The sequence below is a fragment of the Algoriphagus confluentis genome, assembly GCF_036245625.1.
GTDB lineage: Bacteria > Bacteroidota > Bacteroidia > Cytophagales > Cyclobacteriaceae > Algoriphagus > Algoriphagus confluentis.
In genome coordinates, this window is sequence record NZ_BTPD01000008.1 from 141,877 (window position 1) to 165,179 (window position 23,303).

Genomic DNA, 23,303 nt, shown 5'->3' on the forward strand with positions numbered 1-23,303 from the left:
CCCTCATGTATCTGAACAAAAAACGCCTCGCCCACATCGTATTTGATTCAGATGACCGGGCATCCAAACTCTTCGATATTGTTCTTTTAGTACTGATTTTCGGATCGGTTACAGTCGCTATTTTGGATTCCGTTGGTTCACTACACGACAAATACGGGGAGTTATTTTATGTGCTGGAATTGGCCTTTACTTTTCTTTTCACCATTGAGTATGGGCTTCGAGTCTGGCTTACGAGCAAGACATTCAAGTATGTCACCAGCTTCTATGGATTGGTGGATTTATTAGCCATTCTTCCTGTTTACCTCAGCTTTTTTGTGGCCAATACGCAACTGTTGTCGGTAGTACGGGCGCTTCGCTTATTGAGAATAGTCAGAATTCTGAAATTGGGCCGATATCTCGCCGAGGCGGATTTCATCGGAGATTCTTTGAAAGCCAGTGCTGCAAAAATCCAGATGTTCCTTTTTTCAGTATTGACCATCGTGCTGGTTATGGGTACTTTGATGTTTGTCATCGAAGGTCCCGATCATGGATTTACGAGCATTCCGGTTTCTATGTATTGGGCAATTGTGACTTTAACAACGGTAGGTTTTGGAGATATTACCCCTTCTACCCCATTAGGCCAATTTGCAGCCTCCCTGATTATGTTGTTGGGCTATGCAATCATAGCTGTACCTACCGGGATTGTCACTTCTGAGATGGCAAACAGAAAGAGAAAAAGCCACTACGAAAAGCTCAAGACCTGTTTGCACTGTGGTTTTGACGCATTGGAGCCAGAAGATAATTATTGCAGAATCTGTGGGGAAAAGAAGGCCTAGCCCCGCCAAAAGTATTTTTTGCTTAAGTCCTGAGCGGAATAAATACCCCCTTTTCCACTGCACAAATAGGCCGTCAGACAAGCCAATCCCAGAAAAATACCTGCTTCATATCCAAATAGCTCCATGCCCATCACCGTACAGGCCATTGGGGTATTAGTAGCTCCGGAAAAGACTCCCACAAAGCCACATCCCGCCAATAAGGCCAAAGGAAGCGGAATCCAGACAGAAAGGGCATTGCCCAAAGTAGCTCCGGTAAAAAATAGCGGAGTGACTTCCCCTCCTTTAAATCCCGAGCCCAAGGTCAGGCCGGTCAAACCGATTTTTGCCAAAAAATCATACCAAGGCAAAGGCGTCTCAAATGCTTCTAAAATTCTCGGAACCCCCAAACCGATATAGGTATAGGCATCGGTCAAATATACCAAGCCTGCCACCAATACTCCCCCCACCAAAGGACGGAGAGGAGGATAGGAAATCACCTTATTGAACGCCGCTCCAATCCAATGCCCCGTTTCTGCGAAAAGTCTTCCGGCTAGCCCAAAGGCGATCCCGGCAACAAGAATCCACGAAAGATTGATTAGCGTATGCGGAGCTATCTCGGGAATGGAATACGAAGTATGGCCCACTCCCCAAGCCCACTCACAAATGACGTGGGCCACCCAACCCGACCACACTGCAGGAAAAATTGATCGCGGCCTGAATCTGCCGGAAAGCATCCACTCTAAAGAGAAAATAGCACCAGCCCATGGAGTACCAAATACGGAAGCAAAACCTCCTGCCACTCCACAAATCAAAAGTATTCTCCTATCCTCGGCATCCAATGGAATCCACTTTTGGATTTGATCGGCCAAGGATCCACCCATTTGCACTGCAGTCCCTTCCCGTCCGGCCGAGCCACCAAACAAATGCGTAAAAATCGTCCCAAACAAAACCAAAGGGGTCATTCGTAGAGGAATCGGATTTTTGGTTTGATAGAGCTCCTCCAAAAGAAGATTATTTCCCTGCACAGAATTGGCCCCATAATGGTAATAAACATACCCGATACCGAATCCAGCCAGAGGCAAAAGAGCCAAAAGCCATAGGTTTGCTTCACGGGTTTCAGTAGCCCAATCCAGCAAAACCAAAAAGATGGCCGAAGCTGAACCGGACAAAATGCCCACAAGCAAACCAAATCCCAACCATTGGAGTAGATATCGAACCAAAATCAAGATGTAGATTGTAACTAGCGAAGAGCAAAGAAAAGAATCGACTCAGAGATTTGGAATTAAATGACAATTATTAATCGCTCAAAACTGATCGGGAAAGTGTTGCAAATCCGTACATTTCAACCAATCCTTGGATTTTGGGTTAAATAAAAAAATCAAGTATGAATCACATTCTCATCACTGGAGGTTCAGGCCTAGTCGGTCAGCAAATCACCCGACTTTTGGAAAAGAAGGGCTATCAAGTAGCTTGGCTGAGCCGGTCTGCCCAAGGGCAAAAGAGTTTTTTGTGGGATGTGGAAAAAGGAAAAATTGATCCGGAAGCCATGGAATGGGCAGATTCCGTGATTCATTTGGCCGGTGCAGGAGTCGCTGAAAAGCGCTGGACTCCAGAGCGGAAAAAGCTGATTCTAGAATCCAGAACCCAAAGCACAAAACTGCTTTATTCTGCAATTGAAAAGGCTATCAACAAACCAAGCACTTTCATTTCTGCCTCGGCAGTAGGCTATTATGGATTCAATACCGGAACAAAATTAGTGGATGAAAACAGTCCCGCGGGAGATGACTTCCTGGCCCAAGTGGTGATTGCCTGGGAAAATGAAACCAAAAAAATGGAAGCCCTGCACCTACGGACCGTTCTTCTGAGAATCGGGATTGTGCTGGATGCAGACGGCGGCGCATTGGGTGAAATGCTCAAGCCTCCTGTAGCTGCCCCCTTGGGCTCAGGTGATCAGTGGATGAGTTGGATTCATATTGAGGATTTGGCCAGGATGTTTGTTTTTGCCTTGGAAAAAACCACCCTACAAGGAGTATACAATGCAGTCGGACCCAATCCGGCTACCAATCAGCAACTGACCCAAGAGGCGGCTTCTGCCAAAGGGAAGCCCTATTTGGGAATCGGGGTGCCGGGTTTTGCCCTCAAATTGGTTTTGGGAGAAATGGCCGCGATGGTCTTGGGAGGAAATAGGGTGTCTTCTCAGAAAATCCAAAAAGCTGGATTCCAGTTTGAGTTTTTCGAGCTTTCGGCGGCTTTGAGAGATATTTTTCACCAGTAAATAATCGCATTTTCAAATAGGTCATAGTATTAAGGCTCGGGCCAGAGGCTTTATGAGGAATTTAAGCCTTTCCTTATTTATTCTTAAACGCGAGAAAAATATAGCCTCCCAATATCCCTAAAAGACCTCCAATAAATAGGGGTGAAAAGAAATAGCCTATTGTCATCGTGTCGTCAAAACCAGCCTGAACCACTTTGTATACCAGGGTCGAAAAGATCAAAAGGATCAACAAGCTTAGCCAACTTAACATTCTTGTGACAAGTCGATACTGCAATTCAGCATTTTCGGAAGTGATTTCCACGGGGATATTCAGAACGTGAGGGATACTTCTGAAAAGACCCAAGAGCAAGTAGAGGAAAACTCAAATACAGGGAAGAATCCAAATGGTATTTTTTGAGCCAAATCCGTCAGGTTTCCCCTCTTGATTGAAATGAATGGGAATCGTATCTGGAATTTCCGAAAAATAAATCAGTGGGTAAATCAAAAGAAACCCCAAAACACACAGATTGAGGATTTCCAAAACCCAATCCAAGAGTCTCTTTTCGAGCTTAAGTATAGGTCTTTCCATACATTGACTCAAATCCGCTTATTCCTCCCAATGGCAAACCAAAGAATGGTCCCCAGCAAGGGAAGCAGGAGCACGATCAAAATCCAAATCAATTTGTCATTGGAATTGGCAAATCGACTGGTCACCACATCGTAAATGGTGAAAGCGTAGACAAGAAATCCGAGTATTTTCAGCATAGCTTAAGCAATTTTCTTTGTTCCTCGGCCCAATACCAAGTAGGCAATTGGTCCAAATCCCTGGGCAAAAAGGAGTATCACTATCCAGATTAATTTCATATTCTGATCCTTAAACTCCGACTGAATCACATCAAGGATGCAATAAACCCATAAAATGAAATAGGCTAGGGAAAAGAGGAGAAAAATCAAAAATCCTCCACCGATATTTTGAATAAAGGCTAATTCCATATTTAATCTTTTAATGAGTTGGAAATTTTTGAAAAATCAGGATTAAATCCCCTTTTTTCCTTGGTCCTTCTGCTCATGCTCAGGTAGAGAAAAGTCCCTACCATTGGAGCAAAAAGAATCAGAATTATCCAGATCAACTTTTGATTAGGTCCTCGAAAGTCACTTCTTAAACAATCGATCAAGGCGTAGACCCAAAACCCAAAATAAATGAAGATAGAAAGTTGCCAAAAAATCAATCCATACGAAGGTGTAATCAATTCCATGTCGTTTGTTCTATTATTTTTACCACCCGTCTAAAATAGCTTTTTTTGATCAAAGTAGTTAAGAATTTAGTCAATTGATAAAATTTCACTCCATGAAAAAGTTCACCCTATCGGTGCTTTTAGCTCTGATTGCATTGCTCACATTCGCTCAGGATCTGAGTTATTACCTTCCCAAAGGATACACTTACAATCCCGCCATCCCGACGCCCAAGCAGGTTTTGGGCTACGAAGTAGGAGAATGGCACGTCACCCATGATCAGCTGGTCATGTACATGAAAGCCGTGGCTGAAGCCTCAGATCGGGTGATCTTTGAGGAAACAGGTCGCTCTTACGAAAAACGACCGCAGACGCTCCTGACTATTTCTTCACCTGCCAATCTGGCCAAACTAGATCAGATCAAAGCCGATCGGGCCAAACTCCGTGAACCCGGAAGCTCGGTGGACATACAGAATATGCCTGTGGTCATGTTTATGGGCTATTCTGTCCATGGAAATGAACCCTCTGGGGCCAATGCCTCCCTTTTGGCGGCATATCATTTTGCAGCAGCGAATGAAATCGCCTCCGAACTGGAAAACATCGTCCTCCTTCTCGATCCGGCCATCAACCCCGACGGATTAAACCGCTTTGCCTCTTGGGTCAATTCTCACAAGGCCTACCACCTCAATGGAGACCCCGCAGGCCGGGAATACAACGAAGCCTGGCCGAGAGGACGGACCAATCACTATTGGTTTGATCTTAACCGGGACTGGCTGCCTGTACAACATCCCGAATCCAGAAATCGGGTACGCGTGTTCCAAAGCTGGCTTCCCAATATTCACTTGGATTTCCACGAAATGGGAACCAACAGCACCTTCTTTTTTCAGCCAGGTGTTCCATCTCGGGTCCATCCTTTGACTCCAAAAAAGAATTTTGAACTGACTGAGAAAATCGGAACCTACCACGCCAAAGCCTTGGATCAAATCGGGTCGTTGTACTACAATCAGGAGAACTACGATGATTTCTACTACGGAAAAGGCTCTACCTATCCGGATGTACAGGGCTCCATCGGAATCCTGTTTGAGCAGGCTAGCTCAAGAGGGCATTTACAGGAAAGTGCCAATGGGCTGTTAAGCTTTCCATTCACCATCAGAAATCAGTTTACTGCCAATCTTTCTTCCTACCAGGCCGCCAAAGAAATGCGCGTGGAGCTCAATCAGTGGATGAAGGATTTCTACACCGAGATAAAAAACGAAACCACTGCTGATGTCAACAAGGCCTACATTTTCGGGACCCAATCGGATGATGCACGCAGCTTTCATCTGGCAGATTTGATCCTTCAGCATGATATCAAAGTCTTTTCCCTGAATGAAGACGTGACCATCAACGGACAAGAGTTCAAAAAGGAAAACTCCTACATCGTCCCTGCCGATCAACCCCAATACCGATTGATCAAGGCTATGTTTGAGACCCGCACCACCTTCGAGGACAGCCTTTTCTATGACATCTCAGCTTGGACCTATCCCATGGCTTTCGGTCTGGACTACATGGCGCTAAACAGCAAGATTCTGAATTTGGCCAGTGTCAGCCCTGTCGATAAAAACTCATTTACTCTTCGGGAAGGACAGGTCATCGGTCAGCCGGGAGCCTATCAGTATGCCATGGAGTGGACTGATTACTATGCGCCCAAGGCAGCCTATCAGTTGATGAAAGCAAAGTTTCTCGTTCGGGTATCCAATACCGAGTTTTCCACAGAAGAAGGGAAGACATTTGGTAGAGGCACGCTTTTGATAGGAAAAGGAGAATCGGGAATGGACGATTTGGCCTTCCACAGCAAGCTTCAGGAAATCGCCAAAATGTCCACCGTGGATATCCACGCGCTGACGACCGGATACACTTCCGGAGCCAATTTAGGATCCACCTTCATGAGTCCTCTTGATGCGCCAAAAATTGCACTTTTGGTTGATGGCGGTGTGGATAGTTACGAAGCAGGAGAGATTTGGCACCTGCTCGATCAGCGAATGAATATACCGATCACCCTGCTTCCTCTGGATGCCATGTCAGGAGCCAATCTGTCCCGATACAATGTAATCATCATGGCCGACGGCAACTACGGAAGGCTGGGAGGCTCTGGTGCCAATGCGATCAAGTCTTGGGTCAGTGCCGGGAATACCCTGATTGCAAAAGGAGGAGCAGTTCGTTGGTTGATCCAAAATGAAATCGGAAACTTTGCCCAGCGAATGGTGGATAATTCCGAAAAAGGTTTGCAAAAAAGCTATGCGGATTATGACAATGCCACCGGAGCCAAAGGAACCTTTGGGGCCATCTTCAAAGCCAACTTGGATATCACCCATCCAATAGGCTATGGCTATCAGGAAAGAGAAATCCACACCTTCCGAAATGATAACTTCTTCCTCGAGCCCTCTTCCAATCCGTACGCCAATCCTTTGGTTTATACCCAAAACCCATTAGCCTCAGGCTATCTCCACCCGAGCAACTTACCGGGATTGCAGCAAAGTGCAGTGATTAGGGTGTCTGCAGTAGGCAGAGGAAGAGTCATCGGATTTGCTGATAACATGAACTTCCGGGCATTCTGGTTTGGCACCAACAAGCTGTTTATGAATGCCATTTATTTCGGACAGGTCATCGATGGGGGTACAGCCCGCTGATGCATCGAAATCCTGGCTTGAAAGTCAGGATTTCTTTTTGTTTGTTCTTGTTTGCCAAAAATCTTAACATCTTATTTCCATGAAAAAAAATCTAAATCTTCTGATTCTCTTCCTGTTGGGAATGACTTCAGCATTTGCCCAGGAAATGAGCTTCGAAGAATACAATCCCCCCTCCACGCTGAAAGTCCCCCAAAATCCGGTCACTCGTGCCAAATTCCCCTTTGTGGATATCCATAGCCATCAGGGAGGCATCAATGAGGAAAAAATCGATCAGCTGGTCAGAGAAATGGAAGAACTCAACATGGGAGTGCTGGTCAATCTGAGCGGAAGAGGATTTGGCAGGGGAGACAGCAATACCCAACAGGAATACATTCGAGCTATGATCAGGGAGTTCAATACCCATGCACCGGGAAGATTCATGGTATTTACCAATCTGAATTTTGCTGGATTTGGGGATGAAAACTGGAGCCGAATCGCTGTCAAGGAGCTGGAAGAAGATGTAGCTGCAGGGGCTGTGGGTCTGAAGATCTACAAAAGTCTCGGGCTCAACTCCAAAGACATCAATGGCAACCGAATCCCCGTGGATCATCCCGATTTGGATCCGGTATGGGCAAAAGCCGGGGAATTGGGAATCCCCGTGCTCATTCACTCAGCAGATCCGGCGCCTTTCTGGCAACCTATGGATGCCAACAACGAACGGTGGCTGGAACTGAAACTGAATCCCAACCGAAAGCGATCCGATACCGACCCGGTGCCCTTTGAGCAAATCATCGCAGAGCAGCACAACGTATTTGCAAAGCATCCCAAAACCACCTTCATCAATGCCCACATGGGCTGGATGGCCAATGACCTCGACGCCGCGAGTGCGCATTTGGAAAAATATCCCAACGTCAACTTTGGCATCGGAGCGGTGATTGCGGAGTTTGGAAGACAGCCGAGAAGAGCCAAAGAGTTCTTTATCCGATATCAGGACAGATTGCTATTCGGCAAAGACGCCTACAACCCCGAAGAATTCCACACCTACTTCCGGGTTTTGGAAACTGAGGACGAATATTTCCCCTACTACAAAAAGTACCATGCCTTTTGGGCCATGTATGGATTGGGGCTTCCGGATGAGGTATTGAAAAAAGTGTATTACAAAAATGCGCTGCGAATCGTGCCGGGAATGGATAAGTCACAATTTCCGGATTGATAGATCTTTTAAAAAAACTGCAAAGGCCAAGGATTCAAGATAATCATTGGCCTTTTTCCTATATGATAAGTTGCTTTACAAACTGCCTTGACTCTGTAAAGAAAATTGGAAAATCTTAGCAAAGACTCCTGCTTATGTAAAGAAAAGCTTGTTTCCTTTACCTATCGCACTCCCCATGTAAAGCAAATGTTTCCTTTATTTACAAAGTATGGCTTGAAAACCGGTCCATTTATCCAAGTCTGAGATCTCGGAGTTTCCTGCATGACCGCTGCCAAATATTTGAATCAACTGGCTGCCGATGGAGCCCTTCGAAAAGAAAGATTAGGAACGGGGAATTAATATTCAAACGAGTGGTTTTTTGCCTTGCTGAGTAGCAGGAAAAATGAATAGCTCACAGACGACACAGATATCTACAGATCAAATTTATCTGTTTTCATCTGTGTGATCTGTGAGAATATTCTTACTCTTGGCAGCGAATAAATTTTATTTTCCTAATTGAATTATTCTTTTGCTACTCTTTCATCACAATACTCGCCACAAAAATTCAGGCTATCTGCTTGCAGGAACAGTATCGATCTTAATGGGGCTAGCTGTTTGGATTACTCCTTTCTTTTTGGAGGTATCTACCCCTATTTCCAAAATACTTTGGGTTGGCGGAATCCCTTTACTGTTGGGTTTGGGATTGATTTCTACATTCTCCGGCACCTTGATTGATTTTGAGAAGAAAAAGATCAAAAGATATCAAAGCATGTTGTGGGTAAAAGCCGGCAAATGGGAACCTCTTCCCGGGATAAATCATGCTGAATTGATCCACCATACCTATCAGCACCGCAACCTCCCCAATGGAATCAGCCCTACAATTTCTTCTGAAATAACCACCTACAAGTGCGTGCTAAAGCTGGAAGGAAATGAGCTGCTGGTGTTTGATTATGCCAGGGAGAAAGATGCGATTCGTGCCTTGGCACAAATCCAGAAAGGGCTTCAATTGTGTTGATCTCACAGATGACACAGATTTTCACAGATTTTTATCTGCGCTCATCTGTGCCATCTGTGAGCAATTTTTAAAACTTCATTCGTAATCCCAGTAGGAAATTGGTCCCTGCCTGAGGATAGTAGAAGTTTTCGGTGATCAATTCCCTTCCTGTATCTCCCGGCACAAAGTAGCTGAACGTATAGCCGTTTGGCTCATATAGCTCATTGAAGATATTGTTGATCAGTAAGTTGACTTCCAAGCCTTTGAAAAACCTCGGAGTAGCAGAATAGCTGATTCGCAAGTCATTGGTAAAGAACGCATCCAGCGATCTGGCTTCATTGGCCGTATTGTCCAAAAACTGACGACCCACGTACTTACTCAGCCAGTTAAGGGAGAGGTTTTTGCTCGGCTTAAACTCAATAATCGCAGAACCTACCACATTTGGAGAGAAGGCGATATCCGTGTTGGTATAGGTAAACGCCTCTTGCTGAAATTCCTCTACGCTGTAATCGTCGATGTATTCGGTAAACTCCCGGATTTTGTTTTGGCTGAAAGCAATATTCCCACCCAAAGTCCAAGCCGGAGATAGGGCATAGGCTCCATCCAGCTCAATGCCTGCCCGGTAGGAAGAAGCCACATTTTCCCGAATGTAGGCTCCGACATCGTTAATTTGCCCAGTGAGGATCAGTTGGTCTTGGTAGCCCATGTAGTAGAAATTGGCGTTATAGGTGAAGTTGCCAGTCTTTGCACGTACCCCTGCCTCGATATTGTTGAGCCGTTCGGGTCTTGGGACTTCGGTGATGGGATTGTCAATAAAATCCGAGCGGGTAGGTTCTCGGTTAGCCACGGCAAAGCTCGCATACCAAGTTTGCGGACCTTTTTCGTAGGAGAATCCAAACTTGGGATTAAAAAAGGTGTAAGACTCCTGACCGTCCACGATTCGCTGATCGTCATTAACCCCAAAGAAGGAATAATCTATCCCTCTCACCTGCAAATCTCCGAATAGATTCAATCCGGGTTTTACCTCAAAGGTCGCTTTGGAATAGATGTTCCGATCGTCTTTTACCGCATTGTTGTCGTAGTAGCGATCACGGATATCCGTATTTCCTGCCACCCGAGCCCAGATGATTTCTCCAAAATGATCCCCGTCGTAGCGATTGGCTCCACCACCGATAATCAGGTCAAGGCGTCCATCGTCCGAGATATAATTTGCCGATCCCACAAATCCGAAGAAATCATTGTCCAACCAGCGACGACGGATGATATCTGTGCTTTCGATCAGCTCATTCCCAATCTGAACCGGCGACAATCCATAATTTTCAAACGCATCATCCTCTCGGTACTGCTCAAAATATCCTCTACCGTAGGTGTAATGCAGGGCCAAATTGGTTTTCCAGTTGGACCCTAGGATGCCGGTATAGATCAACTGATAGTGATCCTGCTGGTAATTGTCCGTTTCGTTGTCGTAGGTGTAGAAGTTGTAGGTTCGGTCATTTTCCAGCTTGGATTCCGGCAGTCCGTACCAGCTTTGGTAGGTTTGCTCCCTTCCGGAGAAGGCAATCAGCTTGATCACGCTTTTTTCCCCGTAATATCCACCGGAAACAAACCAGCTGCTCAAATCTGAAAAGGCCCGGTCCACATAGCCGTCAGAGGTGATTTTGGATAGCCGGGCATCCACCGCAAAGCGATTGTTGAGCAAGCCTGTCCCAGCTTTGACCGTATTTCTCCAGGTGTTGAAAGAGCCAAAGCCATTGTCCAACTCAGCGTAAGCCTCATTCCTTCGCGTGTCAGTCTGGAAGTTCAGACTCGCTCCAAAGGTGGCCGCCCCATTGGTAGAAGTGCCGACTCCCCGCTGGATTTGGAGGGATTCGACCGAGGAGGCAAAATCAGGCATATTCACCCAGAATACCCCATGGGATTCAGCATCATTGAGGGGGATACCATTGATGGTGGCGTTGATTCGGGTCTGATCGGTCCCTCTGATTCTAAGGCCGGTATAACCTACCCCGGCTCCGGCATCCGAGTGGGACACTACCGAGGGGGTAAAATTGAGCAGGATGGGAATGTCCTGACCCAAATTTCTCTTGGCGATCTCTGCCTTGTCTACCGTGGTAAAGGTAGTTGGCGTGTTTTCGGAAGCACGGGTAGCAGAAACAATAAACTCTTCAGTAAGGAAATCCTTAGGTTCCAATCGGATTTCTATGAGTTCCTGTGTAGGTAAGGTTGTACTTGTCTTTAGTGTCTCATAGCCCAGGTAGGAAACCCGGATTTCAACATTTCCGGAGGGCATTTTACTAAGGACAAATACCCCATCGCGATCGGTGACTGCTCCTCTTCCGGCATTTTCAGCCCAAACAGAGGCTCCCACTAACGGAAGCTGTGACTGGGCGTCCACTACTTTTCCTTTGATGCTGTTTTGAGCCCAAAGAACTGAACTGGCCAAGCAAAGCGCGAGGCCAAAGATTAATTTTTTCATGATACTTATTCCCTTTCGGGAGGTTGAGTGAAACATGGGAAAGCCTAGGGGAGGTTTCCGTTGATTGTTTTACCCGACAGCAAAGCATTCAAGTCATCACTTGCCCAAAGGGTACCGCTTTGGTCAAATTCTTAGAAATGTTTACTCTGCTTTCTCATTTCCCTTCGCCGGCATTACCCGGATCAGGTCGTATGGGTATGATCTCAGCCCGTTGTATTAAGGCACCCCTTATGATCTGGGAACAAAGGTAAGCGTGAAAAGTTTTTTTCCAAGGCCTTAGCTTCAATCCCTTTTTCATAAATTATAGGCCAAACATCAAACCCAAAGCCGTATGCGCCTTTTTAAATTGACCTCAGGAACCCTTTTGGAGACAGATTCTGAACTACTCCTTGGCCCAGAACTCGACTGGGATCAACTACTCGGAAGAGAACATCTACCCAAACTATTGAAGTCCGAAGCCTCCCATTGGGAAAAAATCTCTGCAGAAGATGCCGAACAGCTCAAAGCAGAAGGCCTTTTGGCACCGATGGGCAATCAGGAAATCTGGGCCGCTGGGGTCACCTATTACCGAAGCCGTACTGCACGGATGGAAGAATCTCAAGATGCAGGAGGTGCTGACTTCTACGATAAGGTCTATGGAGCAGAACGCCCCGAGCTTTTTTTCAAAGCTACACCAAGCCGGGTATCCAATCCCGGGGATAAAGTGAACATCCGAAAAGATTCTACTTGGGATGTCCCCGAACCGGAACTGACCCTGTTGATTTCTCCCTCAGGCAAAGTGCAGGGCTTCACCGTAGGCAATGACATGAGCAGTCGAAGCATAGAAGGGGAAAACCCACTCTATCTCCCTCAGGCGAAAGTATATCAAGGCTGTGCTTCTGTGGGTCCTTGTATCCTGCTGCAAGAAGAAATGCTTCCAGACGCTACTGCTATCCGCTTGGAGATTATCAGAGACGGTGCTATGGCCGCCTCGGGAGAAACTACGTTGGCACAGATGAAAAGAAAACCCCAAGAATTGGCCGATTGGCTATTTCGGGCTAACACCTTTCCGATCGGTTGCCTGATGATGACCGGAACGGGCATTGTGCCGGATAATTTCACACTCCAGGCAGGAGATGTGGTCAAAATCACAATTGATGGAATTGGGACTTTAGAAAACCCGGTAGGAAGAATATGAATGTCACCCGAGCGCTGGTATGCGTCCCCTGTTTATGGATCGGAATATCCTTTTCCATAACGGCTCAGAATTTCAATTACCAACAGGATTTCGAAGACTTCCTTGCCAGAGCCCAAAACCCAAATAATGAATATTTCTACTCTACCCTGTTGGCAAGATTTAATCAGGGAGACACCACCTTAAACGGTCGGGAAATTCTTCACCTGTTAATCGGGTTTACTTCAGAGGAGGAATTCAAGCCCTACGAATATTTTCAAAAAGAACGGGAGATTTTCAATTGGGTGGAAGAAAACGAATACCTAAAAGCACTGGAAAGTGCCGATTCTCTTTTGGCAAAAGTGCCAGTTAGCCAACAAACTATTTTGAGCAGAGCAGCCGCGCTTTATTATTTGGAGAGACCAGAAGAATCCGGATTGGAAATCTGGAAATTTCAAAAGATCATGGAAGCGATGGCCTGGTCTGGAGATGGAACAAGCCCAGAAACAGCCTTTTTTGCCCTAGGACCGGCAGATGGGCAAAATTTTATCCAATTATTCCTGGGCCAATCGATTGGAACAATGGGCTCGGGAAGTGATCAGTTTGGCAACTTTGTGGATATTTTGGAAATGGTGTTTATTGATGAAAAGGGTGAGCAGCAGGCCGTACCTGTCTATTTCCAGATCGAACACGCCTCCAAAACCCTGGAAAAAATGCTAAAAAGCACAGAAAATTAGGAGCGTCTATTCAACATCAATTATGTCGCTTTACTTTCAAAAACAAGTTCAACTTCCAGCCTTTTCCCAAGGCTATCATTTGATCACAGAGCAAGTGGAGCAAGCTCTATCTGAAATCCGACAAATCAGGATCGGATTTTTACAGGTTTTTCTCCAGCACACTTCAGCAGGACTCTGCATCAATGAAAACGCAGACCCAACGGTCCGGAAAGATTTCCAAACCTTTGTAAACGAGCTCATTCCGGAAACTTATCCACGGTTTATCCACAATTACGAGGGTGCAGATGATATGCCTGCACACATCAAGAGCGCTTTTTTCGGAACAAGCCTGCAAATCCCTATTTCCGGTGGAAAACTTGCCTTGGGAATTTGGCAGGGGATTTACCTCTGCGAATTCAGAAAAAATGGGGGACCAAGAAATTTAGTTTTGACAGGGTTCGGATTGGAAAAATAATCTTCCGCCTATCTATTCTGCCATTGATCAAAATAATGAATCAAAACTCCCGGCAGAAAGTAATTTTGGTGACCACCTTCCGATTATGAAACTTCCTTATCTCCTGATTATTCTGGGGTTGTCATCTTCTGTTTCTGCATTTGGCCAATCTTCCCCCAATCCGGAACCGAATGCATTTGCCTTTTTGCTGAACGAGCCTATCCAGCTGGATGGAATGCTCGATGAGGAAATATGGACCAACCCAGAAGGCTGGAATACGGGATTTATGCAATATTTCCCTTCGGATACCTCAATGGCCGCTGCTCAGACCAAAATCAAAGTAGCTTTTGATGGAAACAACATCTACATCGCCGCCATCATGGAAAATCTCGGGCCCAGAAAATATGTCTCTACTTCCCTTCGAAGAGATTACCGAGGTGAGCAAAATGACGGTATCAGCTTCGTTTTTGATACATTCAATGACAAAACCAATGCATTCCAGTTTGGAGTAAATCCCTACGGAGTACAGCGTGAAGCTCTATTGGCAAATGGTGGGGCCCAATCCCAAGACTTAAATCTTGCTTGGGACAATAAATGGTATGCCGAAGCCAAAATCATGGAAAATCATTGGCAAGTGGAAGTAATTATTCCTTTTTCCACCTTGAGATTCAATGACGGAGCCCAAAACTGGAACGTCAATTTTTACCGAATCGACAGTGATAAAGGAGAAAGAAGCTCCTGGTCCCCGATTCCGAGAAATTTTCCCATCATTTCTACAGCCTTCAGCAGAAAGCTGATCTTTGAGAAGGCATTGGAAAAATCTTCAGCCAATATTTCCATCATTCCCTATGTCGCTGCCCGAACCTCCAGAAATTTCCTGGAAGGAACTCAGGAGGACCTCACCCCGACTGCAGGAGGAGACGCCAAAATAGGAATCGGACCTGCATTGAATCTGGACTTGACATTCAATCCGGATTTTTCTCAGGTGGAAGTGGATGAGCAGGTGACCAATTTGGACCGTTTTGAGATCTTTTTTCCGGAGCGAAGGCAATTTTTCCTGGAAAACGCCGACCTCTTTGACAGCTTTGGTCAGCCGCGTTCCCGTCCTTTTTTCTCCAGAAGGATAGGAGTGGACATTGACTCTGCAACAGGACAAAATGTGCAGAGTAAAATCATCTACGGCGCCCGCTTGAGCGGAAAAGTTACCGATGACTGGAGGGTAGGTCTGATGAATATGCAAACCGCTACCGATGAGGATGCCGGAATCGCGGGGAAAAACTTCAGCGTGCTGGCAGTGCAACGAAAAGTCTGGACACGAAGCAATATCGGATTGATTTTCGTGGATCGGGAATCTTTGGCTGTGGACGAATTTCAGCAGCTTTTTGATCCCAATGCCTACAACAGGCTGTTGGGAATGGACTTCAACTTAGCCTCTGCAGACAACAGATGGACTGGTAAAGTCTTTTATCATCGGACCTTTGAAGCAGGAGAAACAGAAAATCCTTATTCCTTCAATGCCTATGTGCTTTATTCTGATTTGCATTGGAATTGGAGTTTCAGCTATCAGGACGTGGGAAAGGAGTTCAATCCCGAGGTGGGATTTGTTCCCAGAAAAGATTACAAGCGACTTAATCCGGATGTGAGCTATCTTTTTTATCCCAATTCCAGACTGATCAATCGCCACGGGCCCAGTCTGGAGTTTGAGGGATTTTGGAATGAAACGCTAGGTACCACTGACCGAGACGTCAACTTAGGCTACGAGGTCCGATTCAATTCCCTGGCAAGGTTGGAATTGAGTCTAAGAAATCGATACATCTACCTGTTCAATAATTTTGATCCCACAAGAACCGGTGGAGAGGCCCTTCCAGCAGGATCTGACTATCGCTTCAGAAATCTCTTGGTAGATTACCGTAGCAACCCCAGAAAAATATTCAACATAGAGGCAACAGGAGAGTTTGGACAATATTTTACGGGAAACATCCAGCGCGTCACGAGTCAGATGGGGGTGCGACTAGGCTACATTGCCAATATCTCCATGAATTTCAATTATGCCCGAATTCGACTGCCGGAACCACAAAACGATGCGGATTTGATCCTTGTCGGGCCAAGGATTGACCTGACATTTACCAAGAATCTATTTTGGACCACTTTTATCCAATACAACAATCAGATCGACAACCTGAATATCAACACCCGCCTGCAGTGGAGATATGCCCCAGTTTCGGATTTCTTCTTGGTCTATACGGACAATTACTTCCCGGGAGACTTTATGCCCAAGCAGCGATCCTTGGTGCTGAAGTTGAATTATTGGTTGAATCTGTAAGAATTGAATTGATAGAGACTTCAGAAGGATCTACCAACACTTAACTCATTTACTCGCCTCCACCCGTACTTTTTTTCCTGTCATCAAGATTCTTCTGTAGCCATTTTGGGTGTCCGAGCTTACTTCTTTGCCCAAAATTTTCACTTTGGAAAACTCTTCAGGAATCTCGATGGAAATCCCCCATTTGGACTGGGTCTGCTCCACCTCAATCACCCGAGCTCCCGACTTATCCACATAGCTAAAGTTAATTTCATTGTCCCCCACAATTACTTTTTGAATAGAGGCCTCTTCCCAAGAAGAAGGCATTTGAGGACGGATGTAAATCACCCTATTTCCGGCATCAGGCTGAATCCCAAAAAATTGCATGACGATCGGCACCCCAAAACTATACATGTTCCAAGCTTGGGTAAACATGCCATAGTCGGGAGAAACCTCGTACATGGAACCCGGCAGGGCAAAACCAAAACTTCTGGTCATCCGCTTCAGGTAATCCAATCCCTGATCCGGATTGCCGTAGTTGTTTTCTCCAATGGCCGAAACCCCTGTGGGCAAAGTCATCACCGCTCCGGTGTAGGAAAAACTCTTACTTCCGGCAAAAGACCCATCTTCATTTTCAGCCTGCTCATCCCGATCGATTCCCGTCACGAAAGTGCCGAAAGGATTGGTGTATTTTTTTGCGGTTGCCAAGGCGATTTTGGCTTTCTCAGGATCGGCAACCCCTGTTTCCATAGGCGTATTGACTACCCAATTGTGATAGAGTACAAAGCCTTGCTTTTGTCCTTTTGGTAATGTGGATAACTTGGCTTTTGTTGCTTTCAATTCATCCACAGCCCAAGGTTTGTCCAGGGTATCAGCACGGATTATCGCATCTTCAATCAGGTGTAGCGCCTCTTCAGCTGTACCGATAAAATCTGCATAGCTACCGAATTCTTCCACCCAAAAATCAGAATTGATCTTTGCAGCCAAAGCCTCAGCCGTATGTTGATAACGTTTGGAAAGTTCAGTTTTGCCGAGGATTTCAGCCATTTTTGCCGCATCGGCAAAGGCTTTTTGGGAATAGGCGGCAACATCAATCATCTCGGATTTGAGCCCATGGATCTCCATCATCCCATAGCCATCGGCCAGAAGATTTCCGTCTTTGTCATTTTCCCGAAGCAACCAATCCAAACCCTTTTCAATTGAAGGGAAATATTTTTCCAACAATTCCCGGTCTCCAGTCCAGCGGTATACTTCCCAAATGGTAGAAGCCCATTGGGGAGTCTCGTTGATATTTCCAGGATTGAATACCGCTCCGTTGGTACTGACTTCATGTACAATCCTGCCATTCCCGTTTTCTTTTTCCGAAAGATTGTGGATAAGTTCCAAAGTAGAGTAAACCAAATCCTTCCGACCAGTCGCAATCAAGCCCTGAATCGTGTATTCACTATCCACTCCAAACCACCAGGGATAATCCTGCAAGCCTGCTCCAAAACCCCTTCCGATTCCGGGCACGTCCCGCACCAGCCAATCTGTATTGTATTTGATCCACTCAAAAGCTTTTTGCAAATCTACGTCTGGAATCTTTATTTCCGAAAGTGTGGCCAAAGTCTCGTATCTTCTTTTCTTGGCAAACCAATCAGCATCTAAATTTTTCCTTAGATCTACCAAGGTTTCCATAGCCTTCAATTCACTTTCGGTAGAACCCGCAATAAAAACAGGAATAATCTGCTCAGCGCCAGCAGGGATAGTTACCTCCAGTGAAAAGCCTACTGCAGCACCGTTCCCTTTTGAAGAGAAAGTACAGGAAAGCCCATCCTGAGGGGAAAGTGAAACTCCCTCAGTCGTACCCCAAACAGTAAACCAAGGATTGCCTTGGTCTTTGGCCGAAAAAGTATTGGTCAGTTCATCAAAGGAAACCATATCTGCCTGATCGATCATTCCTGTACGCTCACCCAGCCAGACCGGCATCAAATCTACAAAGGCATTAAACTGAAATCGAACCTTTTTTTCTGACTTATCCACATTTTTGATTCGAAAAAGTACTGTCAATCCTTCCTTTCCGTCTGGGACAAACTGAACCCGCTCCACTTCGACACCAGAACCTTCCAAAGGGAAATGATGGAGATTGCTGAAGGGATAATTGGTAAAAGTCTTTGCCTGATCGAGACAATAGGTCTGCTGATCCCAACTCACAGAAGCAGTAAATCCATCCATCAGTTTGATGGGATGCAGCCAAATGCCTCCCATCTCTCCCTCTACGTGCCAACCCAAATCAGGAAACTGACCATTTTGATGTCCTATAAGGTAAATGCGGTCGCCTGCCGCCGAAAAAGGAGAAGCCAAATAGTCTGCCTTACCGGAAAGCCCTTCCTGCGTAGCTAAGTCTTCGAAAATCCTCAATTCAGGAGTTGTGGTTCCTTGACAGGAAAAAAGCAAAACTGAAGCAAGAAGAGATAACGTTTGGTTTCGCATGGGTTTTTGATTTTTGACCAAAATAGCCCACGAAAGGAACAATAACAGGCTACTTCTCAAAAAAAAACAGGGCCTGAACACAGGAAATCGATTTCTCCCAAAAAACAAAAATAAGGAAATATTTTTTGTGGAACTTTTCAAACACTTTTCTTAAACACCCTGTTCGCAAGTCATGAAGTACAACAGGGTTCTGGTTTGGTTTCGAAATGACCTCAGAGTTTCAGATAATGAAACCTTGTCCAAGGCTATCCAATTGGGAAAAGAAGTTCTCCCGGTTTATGTCTTGGATCCAAGACAATTTGATACAATGGAAATAGGATGGCCAAAGACCGGTTCCTTCCGGGCCCAATTCCTTTTGGAATCCTTGGAAGATTTGCAAAAAACCTTCAGGGAGCTTCGTGGAGATTTGATAATTCTAAGGGGGAATCCGGAACAAGAGCTGCTCAAACTAGCGGAAAAAGCTAAGGTTGATGCCATCTTCTTTTCCAAGGAAGTGACTTCTGAAGAAAGAAAAGTAGAAGCAGCCTTGGAAAAAGGGGCTTTTTCTTTGGGGATCCCTACAGAAAGTTTTTGGCAGAGTACACTCTATCATAAGGATGACTTGCCTTTCCCGGTAAACCAAACCCCAGAAGTATTTACTCATTTCCGAAAGGAAGTGGAAAAGTTGAGTAAGGTAAGACCGACTTTCCCCAATCCTTCAAAAATAAACTATACTAAAGAAGTGGATATCTCCTCGACAGGTATCCCATCCCTCAAAGAACTTGGACTGGAGAAACCCGAGCCTGAATCGAAGTCGTGGATGAAGGTGAAAGGTGGAGAGCGATCAGCGTTCGGGCGACTTCAGTCCTATTTTTGGGATAAAGATTTACTCAAATCCTACAAGGAAACCCGGAATGGGCTGATTGGTATGGATTACAGCTCCAAATTTTCTCCATGGCTGGCTTTGGGGTGCATTTCTCCGAGGTCCATATTCGAGGAAGTGAAAAAATATGAGCGTCAACGAAAAAAGAACAACAGCACATATTGGCTGGTATTTGAATTGATTTGGCGGGATTATTTTCGCTTTATCGCCCAAAAGCACGGAGATAAAATATTCCATGTGGGGGGAATAAAAAATCAAGTGGACTCCTGGCGCAGAGATAAGTCTCAATTTGAGGCTTGGGTGGAAGGGAAGACAGGAGTCCCCTTTATTGATGCCAACATGCGTGAGCTCAAAGCCACGGGATTCATGTCCAACCGAGGTAGACAATTGGTCGCAAGCTTCCTAGTCAACGACCTGGGTGTTGACTGGACTTGGGGAGCAAGCTATTTTGAAAGCCAATTGATCGATTATGATGTCTGCTCTAATTGGGGCAACTGGATGTATGTGGGTGGTGTAGGCAATGACCCGAGAGAAAACCGCTATTTCAATATTCTCCGTCAGGCAAAAAACTACGATCCCAATGGAGATTATGTGCGGATTTGGGTTCCGGAACTTGCGCCACTTTCTGGATTCTCCATCCACCAGCCTTGGGAACTGTATTCGAGTCAATTACGCGAATTAAAAATTCAACTAGGCCATACTTATCCACAGCCCTTAGTCAAAATTTCCAGTCTGGAGAGAGTCTAATTTCCCTTAGGATCTCTTTTTACCAAAAACTTTCTGTTTGCTTTCCAAAACCAAAAATATTGGGAAACTAGAATAAACAAGGTCATAAAACCCAACTCCGACCAAGTCTTAGCTTCTTTCGCTACCGAAAAATCGAAAGTTAGGGTAGGATAAACATTAGCCTGCACAAAGACGAAATAAAAGACCATAAAGAATCCCATCAAGAACAGGGTGGTCTTGGATTTTAAGTATTCCAAAAAATCCTTCATTTTTTCCAATCCATTTGAAAGGATGCCAAATCCGCTGGAATCTGCTTTTTCCGCCTCAGCTCCATCTGATAGAGATATTCACCCAATTCGGTGAAAAAAGGCAAGCCAATGGAGTCCGTCTCATAGGTGTCGTCATTGAGTGTTTGGTTATCATTAAAATACCCTACCGCGCAAACAAAAAACTCTACCCCGTTTTCAAAATCCACGAAATAACTTCCGTCGATCAGGTACCCATAGGACCAACCTGTTTTGTTGAAAATGCGGAATCGATTGGGAATCGGCTCTTTTGACGTTCCAAACTTGAAGAACTTAGAAAACCCATCGTAATACTCTACCGGGTCATAGGAAGGATAGTCGCTTTCGGCAGGAAACATACTCATGTATTTCAAAATGAATTTCCTATGCTCCTCATTGATGGCGAATCGTTCAGACTCCAAAAAGGACTCAGGAAAAATCAGGCGCTGTACGACTCCGTGCAAATCCGATAATGCAAACTTATTCTTATAGGAGAAATCCATAGGTTCCTCTACCAAGGTTCCTTTTACATAATACGCCTTCCCAATTTTAGGATTTCCAGGCACGACATAGACACTGTCAGATTGCCTTTCAGGAAGTTCTAAGAGTGTTTTTCCGGACTTATCCACAAATCGGATAGGGTTGAAATTTCTGTTTTCCTCAGGAGTAGCCGGAAAACTCAGGCGCTGCAAAATGATGGTGTTGTCCAATCCTTTTTCCCGAAGCTTCCGATTGACGTAGTCCATCCCCATCAGTTCATACAGTCGATTGGAGGCATCATTATCCGATACCAAAAGAATCTTTTTGATATAGTGACCGATGCTGGGAAGACCTGATTCGGAGGTAGAATCAGCCAATGCCGGCACTTGGGAAGGTTTCACGGAATCGGTCAGCATGTTTGTCTCGAGAGTCAAACCCTCGATTTGCTGTTCTTCGAGCCATTCCAAAGCCAAAACTGCAATTGGCAACTTCACCGTAGAGGCTGGATAGAAATAATGGGTATCATCCACATGAAGCGGAAAATCCGTGAAAATGGGCTTGCCATGCTCGTTTCTGTCAATCCGGGTAAAAAGAATTTGAACCTGATATTTTTCCGGATCTCCCAAAACTTTGGAGAGCATTGGATAATCATTTAATCCATCCTCAAAAGGAATTGGCTCTTGGTTTTGGCAACCGAAAACCCAAAAGAGAAGCAACAAAGAAGCTAAGCGTTTGATCATTTTTCTGACAATTGATACAAATATTCAAGTAAGACCATCAAGTCACCCAATGTATGGAATCCGGAAAGGACGACACGGCTGATTTTTGGACTATCCGGCTTGGGATAGGGGAAAGAGGAGACAATAATGCCCTTTTTCTCCAGACGATCCGCCAAAGAATCGTCCTTGAGAATAAATACCGGAAAATGTCTCGATCCGGTTACAGAAGAAAAAGACCGGGTTTCCTGACTGAAGATCGCCGAAAAGTCCCTGATTTTTTTGCTTTGTACCTGATAGATTTCCTGAGTCTCTAAGAAAGCCTGAAGATTGGCCGGAGAACCGGGAGAAGCACCGGTAAACACCGTTTGTGATTTCATCCCCCCGATTACTTCCTTTTTGCCAAGGATGATTCCGGCAGGCATAGCCAGGCCTTTTCCCAAAGACCCGGAAACGACCAAATTGATTTTCGGGTCGATCCAGTGGGAATAAGTTCCAAAAACCCCTTTTCCCAATACCCCAAAAGCGTGACTGTCATCAATCAGAAGTGTGACTTGATGTTTTTGGGCGATTTCTTTGGCCCATTCATAGGAATGGATTTCAGCCTTTAGCGGATCCACCGCATTGCCCAGAATAAGAATTTTTCGGGAAGAAAGTAATTCTGACTGCTCTAAACAATGCTTTTTCCATTGTGTAAAATTTAATTGGGAATCAGGAATCAAGTCAGCAGGTAAGATCGCAGGATGGGCATCAGGAGCAATCCAACAAAGATCAGATTGTGGATAAAGCCACTTCCAAGCGGTAATTCCTGCCAAGTATCCGGAACTCATTACCGCAGCAGCTTCTGCCTTTGCTTTTTTGGCAAAAAAGGCTTCAAACTCATCAAACACCTTCAATTGAAGATTATTCACCCGACTGAGCCCATGATTGAACCCATACTGCCGGATGCAATCGAACAATACAGCTTCGTAAAGGGGATCTTGGTCCATACCCAAATAGGAGGTCCCGCTGAAAAAAAGATACTCCTTTTTCCCCACCTGAAACTCAGGTCCCAACCGATGCCCAAGGCGAATTACTTTCAAAACAGAGGCTTATTTGGCAAAAATTTGAGAAGGATCCTGAAAGGATTTGAATTCGAGGGCATTGCCACAGGGGTCCAGGAAAAACATGGTCGCCTGCTCACCCACTTCCCCTTTGAACCGAATGTAAGGCTCGATCACAAACTCGGTCCCGTGAGCTTTGAGCTTATCGGCCAGCTGATGCCATTCCTCCCAGCCCAAAATCGCCCCAAAATGCCGTACCGGAACATTTTTCCCATCCACTTCATTCGTTTTCGCATTGGCCAATTCTTCCGGCTTGATGTGGGCAGACAGCTGATGGCCAAAGAAGTTGAAATCGATCCACCTATCGGTACTTCTTCCGATTTCGCAGCCCAGGAGATCTCCATAAAATTGGCGGGTTTCTTCGATATCCCGAATCGGGAAGGCTAAGTGAAAGGGTTTAAATTCGCTCATATTGCTTACTTTTGAAATAAATTTTTAAGTGCAA

The 23,303-nt window shown here is 45.4% G+C and carries 21 protein-coding genes and 1 riboswitch; of the genes, 10 read left to right on the forward strand and 11 right to left on the reverse strand.

What is annotated here, in order from left to right; translation table 11 throughout:
* The first annotated feature begins 5 nt into the window (after window positions 1-5).
* Window positions 6-815, forward strand: coding sequence for an ion transporter (locus AAA943_RS13385; RefSeq protein WP_338224767.1), 810 nt, complete (start codon window positions 6-8; stop codon window positions 813-815).
* Here AAA943_RS13385 and AAA943_RS13390 read toward each other — a convergent pair.
* A complete protein-coding gene (locus AAA943_RS13390) occupies window positions 812-2,014 on the reverse strand; it encodes a voltage-gated chloride channel family protein (RefSeq protein ID WP_338224768.1) in 1,203 nt (400 codons plus the stop codon). The genes AAA943_RS13385 and AAA943_RS13390 overlap by 4 nt on opposite strands.
* Window positions 2,015-2,178: 164 nt before the next feature.
* Between AAA943_RS13390 and AAA943_RS13395 the strand changes: the two genes are divergently transcribed.
* Window positions 2,179-3,069: a TIGR01777 family oxidoreductase gene (locus tag AAA943_RS13395; RefSeq protein WP_338224769.1), complete on the forward strand. Its 891-nt coding sequence runs from the start codon at window positions 2,179-2,181 to the stop codon at window positions 3,067-3,069.
* 361 nt (window positions 3,070-3,430) lie between these two features.
* On the opposite strand, the gene AAA943_RS21900 is transcribed toward AAA943_RS13395, so the two are convergent.
* From AAA943_RS21900 to AAA943_RS13410, 4 genes are read right to left on the reverse strand one after another with little or no spacing between them, the layout of a single operon-like run.
* Window positions 3,431-3,637, reverse strand: a complete 207-nt coding sequence (locus AAA943_RS21900; RefSeq protein ID WP_420915606.1) for a DUF1648 domain-containing protein — start codon at window positions 3,635-3,637, stop codon at window positions 3,431-3,433.
* Between the two features lie 8 nt (window positions 3,638-3,645).
* The gene (locus AAA943_RS13400) at window positions 3,646-3,813 is read right to left on the reverse strand and encodes a PLDc N-terminal domain-containing protein (protein ID WP_338224771.1); all 168 of its coding nucleotides are present in this window, start codon (window positions 3,811-3,813) and stop codon (window positions 3,646-3,648) included.
* Window positions 3,814-3,816: 3 nt separating this feature from the next.
* Window positions 3,817-4,041, reverse strand: a complete 225-nt coding sequence (locus AAA943_RS13405) for a PLDc N-terminal domain-containing protein (RefSeq protein ID WP_338224772.1) — start codon at window positions 4,039-4,041, stop codon at window positions 3,817-3,819.
* Window positions 4,042-4,043: 2 nt separating this feature from the next.
* Window positions 4,044-4,304, reverse strand: a complete 261-nt coding sequence (locus AAA943_RS13410; RefSeq protein ID WP_338224773.1) for a PLDc N-terminal domain-containing protein — start codon at window positions 4,302-4,304, stop codon at window positions 4,044-4,046.
* A gap of 92 nt (window positions 4,305-4,396) precedes the next feature.
* On the opposite strand from AAA943_RS13410, the gene AAA943_RS13415 reads away from it, so the two are divergent.
* The 3 genes from AAA943_RS13415 (at window position 4,397) to AAA943_RS13425 (ending at window position 9,135) form a co-directional block, all read left to right on the forward strand.
* Window positions 4,397-6,949, forward strand: coding sequence for a M14 family metallopeptidase (locus tag AAA943_RS13415; RefSeq protein ID WP_338224774.1), 2,553 nt, complete (start codon window positions 4,397-4,399; stop codon window positions 6,947-6,949).
* Window positions 6,950-7,028: 79 nt separating this feature from the next.
* Window positions 7,029-8,141, forward strand: a complete 1,113-nt coding sequence (locus AAA943_RS13420; protein ID WP_338224775.1) for an amidohydrolase family protein — start codon at window positions 7,029-7,031, stop codon at window positions 8,139-8,141.
* Between the two features lie 508 nt (window positions 8,142-8,649).
* A complete protein-coding gene (locus AAA943_RS13425; protein WP_338224776.1) occupies window positions 8,650-9,135 on the forward strand; it encodes a hypothetical protein in 486 nt (161 codons plus the stop codon).
* 67 nt (window positions 9,136-9,202) lie between these two features.
* Here AAA943_RS13425 and AAA943_RS13430 read toward each other — a convergent pair whose 3' ends face one another.
* The gene (locus AAA943_RS13430) at window positions 9,203-11,590 is read right to left on the reverse strand and encodes a TonB-dependent receptor (RefSeq protein ID WP_338224777.1); all 2,388 of its coding nucleotides are present in this window, start codon (window positions 11,588-11,590) and stop codon (window positions 9,203-9,205) included.
* A gap of 142 nt (window positions 11,591-11,732) precedes the next feature.
* Window positions 11,733-11,829: riboswitch (TPP riboswitch) on the reverse strand.
* A gap of 92 nt (window positions 11,830-11,921) precedes the next feature.
* Between AAA943_RS13430 and AAA943_RS13435 the strand changes: the two genes are divergently transcribed.
* The 4 genes from AAA943_RS13435 (at window position 11,922) to AAA943_RS13450 (ending at window position 16,236) form a co-directional block, all read left to right on the forward strand.
* The gene (locus tag AAA943_RS13435) at window positions 11,922-12,767 is read left to right on the forward strand and encodes a fumarylacetoacetate hydrolase family protein (protein WP_338224778.1); all 846 of its coding nucleotides are present in this window, start codon (window positions 11,922-11,924) and stop codon (window positions 12,765-12,767) included.
* Window positions 12,764-13,480 carry a DUF4919 domain-containing protein gene (locus tag AAA943_RS13440; RefSeq protein WP_338224779.1) on the forward strand — a complete coding sequence of 239 codons (717 nt, stop codon included), beginning with the start codon at window positions 12,764-12,766 and terminating at the stop codon, window positions 13,478-13,480. The genes AAA943_RS13435 and AAA943_RS13440 overlap by 4 nt, the downstream gene beginning before the upstream one ends.
* A 22-nt stretch (window positions 13,481-13,502) precedes the next feature.
* Window positions 13,503-13,934 carry a secondary thiamine-phosphate synthase enzyme YjbQ gene (locus tag AAA943_RS13445; RefSeq protein ID WP_338224781.1) on the forward strand — a complete coding sequence of 144 codons (432 nt, stop codon included), beginning with the start codon at window positions 13,503-13,505 and terminating at the stop codon, window positions 13,932-13,934.
* Between the two features lie 85 nt (window positions 13,935-14,019).
* Window positions 14,020-16,236, forward strand: coding sequence for a DUF5916 domain-containing protein (locus AAA943_RS13450; RefSeq protein ID WP_338224782.1), 2,217 nt, complete (start codon window positions 14,020-14,022; stop codon window positions 16,234-16,236).
* Between the two features lie 45 nt (window positions 16,237-16,281).
* Here the strand turns inward: AAA943_RS13450 and AAA943_RS13455 are convergent, their stop codons facing one another.
* Window positions 16,282-18,687, reverse strand: coding sequence for an alpha-L-rhamnosidase-related protein (locus AAA943_RS13455; protein ID WP_338224783.1), 2,406 nt, complete (start codon window positions 18,685-18,687; stop codon window positions 16,282-16,284).
* A gap of 172 nt (window positions 18,688-18,859) precedes the next feature.
* Between AAA943_RS13455 and AAA943_RS13460 the strand changes: the two genes are divergently transcribed.
* Window positions 18,860-20,296: a DASH family cryptochrome gene (locus tag AAA943_RS13460; RefSeq protein WP_338224784.1), complete on the forward strand. Its 1,437-nt coding sequence runs from the start codon at window positions 18,860-18,862 to the stop codon at window positions 20,294-20,296.
* On the opposite strand, the gene AAA943_RS13465 is transcribed toward AAA943_RS13460, so the two are convergent.
* The 4 genes from AAA943_RS13465 to AAA943_RS13480 are packed head-to-tail and all read right to left on the reverse strand — an operon-like array spanning window position 20,293 to window position 23,269.
* Complete coding sequence (locus AAA943_RS13465; protein ID WP_338224785.1) at window positions 20,293-20,544, reverse strand: hypothetical protein; 252 nt, start codon at window positions 20,542-20,544, stop codon at window positions 20,293-20,295. The two genes, AAA943_RS13460 and AAA943_RS13465, sit on opposite strands and share 4 nt — an antisense overlap.
* Window positions 20,541-21,779, reverse strand: a complete 1,239-nt coding sequence (locus AAA943_RS13470; protein WP_338224786.1) for a serine hydrolase — start codon at window positions 21,777-21,779, stop codon at window positions 20,541-20,543. The genes AAA943_RS13465 and AAA943_RS13470 overlap by 4 nt, the downstream gene beginning before the upstream one ends.
* The gene (locus AAA943_RS13475; protein ID WP_338224787.1) at window positions 21,776-22,837 is read right to left on the reverse strand and encodes an aminotransferase class I/II-fold pyridoxal phosphate-dependent enzyme; all 1,062 of its coding nucleotides are present in this window, start codon (window positions 22,835-22,837) and stop codon (window positions 21,776-21,778) included. The genes AAA943_RS13470 and AAA943_RS13475 overlap by 4 nt, the downstream gene beginning before the upstream one ends.
* A gap of 9 nt (window positions 22,838-22,846) precedes the next feature.
* Window positions 22,847-23,269: a VOC family protein gene (locus tag AAA943_RS13480; protein WP_338224788.1), complete on the reverse strand. Its 423-nt coding sequence runs from the start codon at window positions 23,267-23,269 to the stop codon at window positions 22,847-22,849.
* Between the last annotated feature and the right edge of the window lie 34 nt (window positions 23,270-23,303).

Bases quoted from the DNA above. Each gene is read 5' to 3' on its own strand.
- AAA943_RS13385 (WP_338224767.1), top strand. From the start codon at position 6: ATGTATCTGAACAAAAAACGCCTCGCCCACATCGTATTTGATTCAGAT.
- AAA943_RS13395 (WP_338224769.1), top strand. From the start codon at position 2,179: ATGAATCACATTCTCATCACTGGAGGTTCAGGCCTAGTCGGTCAGCAA.
- AAA943_RS21900 (WP_420915606.1), bottom strand. From the start codon at position 3,637: ATGGAAAGACCTATACTTAAGCTCGAAAAGAGACTCTTGGATTGGGTT.
- AAA943_RS13400 (WP_338224771.1), bottom strand. From the start codon at position 3,813: ATGCTGAAAATACTCGGATTTCTTGTCTACGCTTTCACCATTTACGAT.
- AAA943_RS13405 (WP_338224772.1), bottom strand. From the start codon at position 4,041: ATGGAATTAGCCTTTATTCAAAATATCGGTGGAGGATTTTTGATTTTT.
- AAA943_RS13410 (WP_338224773.1), bottom strand. From the start codon at position 4,304: ATGGAATTGATTACACCTTCGTATGGATTGATTTTTTGGCAACTTTCT.
- AAA943_RS13415 (WP_338224774.1), top strand. From the start codon at position 4,397: ATGAAAAAGTTCACCCTATCGGTGCTTTTAGCTCTGATTGCATTGCTC.
- AAA943_RS13420 (WP_338224775.1), top strand. From the start codon at position 7,029: ATGAAAAAAAATCTAAATCTTCTGATTCTCTTCCTGTTGGGAATGACT.
- AAA943_RS13430 (WP_338224777.1), bottom strand. From the start codon at position 11,590: ATGAAAAAATTAATCTTTGGCCTCGCGCTTTGCTTGGCCAGTTCAGTT.
- AAA943_RS13435 (WP_338224778.1), top strand. From the start codon at position 11,922: ATGCGCCTTTTTAAATTGACCTCAGGAACCCTTTTGGAGACAGATTCT.
- AAA943_RS13440 (WP_338224779.1), top strand. From the start codon at position 12,764: ATGAATGTCACCCGAGCGCTGGTATGCGTCCCCTGTTTATGGATCGGA.
- AAA943_RS13445 (WP_338224781.1), top strand. From the start codon at position 13,503: ATGTCGCTTTACTTTCAAAAACAAGTTCAACTTCCAGCCTTTTCCCAA.
- AAA943_RS13450 (WP_338224782.1), top strand. From the start codon at position 14,020: ATGAAACTTCCTTATCTCCTGATTATTCTGGGGTTGTCATCTTCTGTT.
- AAA943_RS13455 (WP_338224783.1), bottom strand. From the start codon at position 18,687: ATGCGAAACCAAACGTTATCTCTTCTTGCTTCAGTTTTGCTTTTTTCC.
- AAA943_RS13460 (WP_338224784.1), top strand. From the start codon at position 18,860: ATGAAGTACAACAGGGTTCTGGTTTGGTTTCGAAATGACCTCAGAGTT.
- AAA943_RS13465 (WP_338224785.1), bottom strand. From the start codon at position 20,544: ATGAAGGATTTTTTGGAATACTTAAAATCCAAGACCACCCTGTTCTTG.
- AAA943_RS13470 (WP_338224786.1), bottom strand. From the start codon at position 21,779: ATGATCAAACGCTTAGCTTCTTTGTTGCTTCTCTTTTGGGTTTTCGGT.
- AAA943_RS13480 (WP_338224788.1), bottom strand. From the start codon at position 23,269: ATGAGCGAATTTAAACCCTTTCACTTAGCCTTCCCGATTCGGGATATC.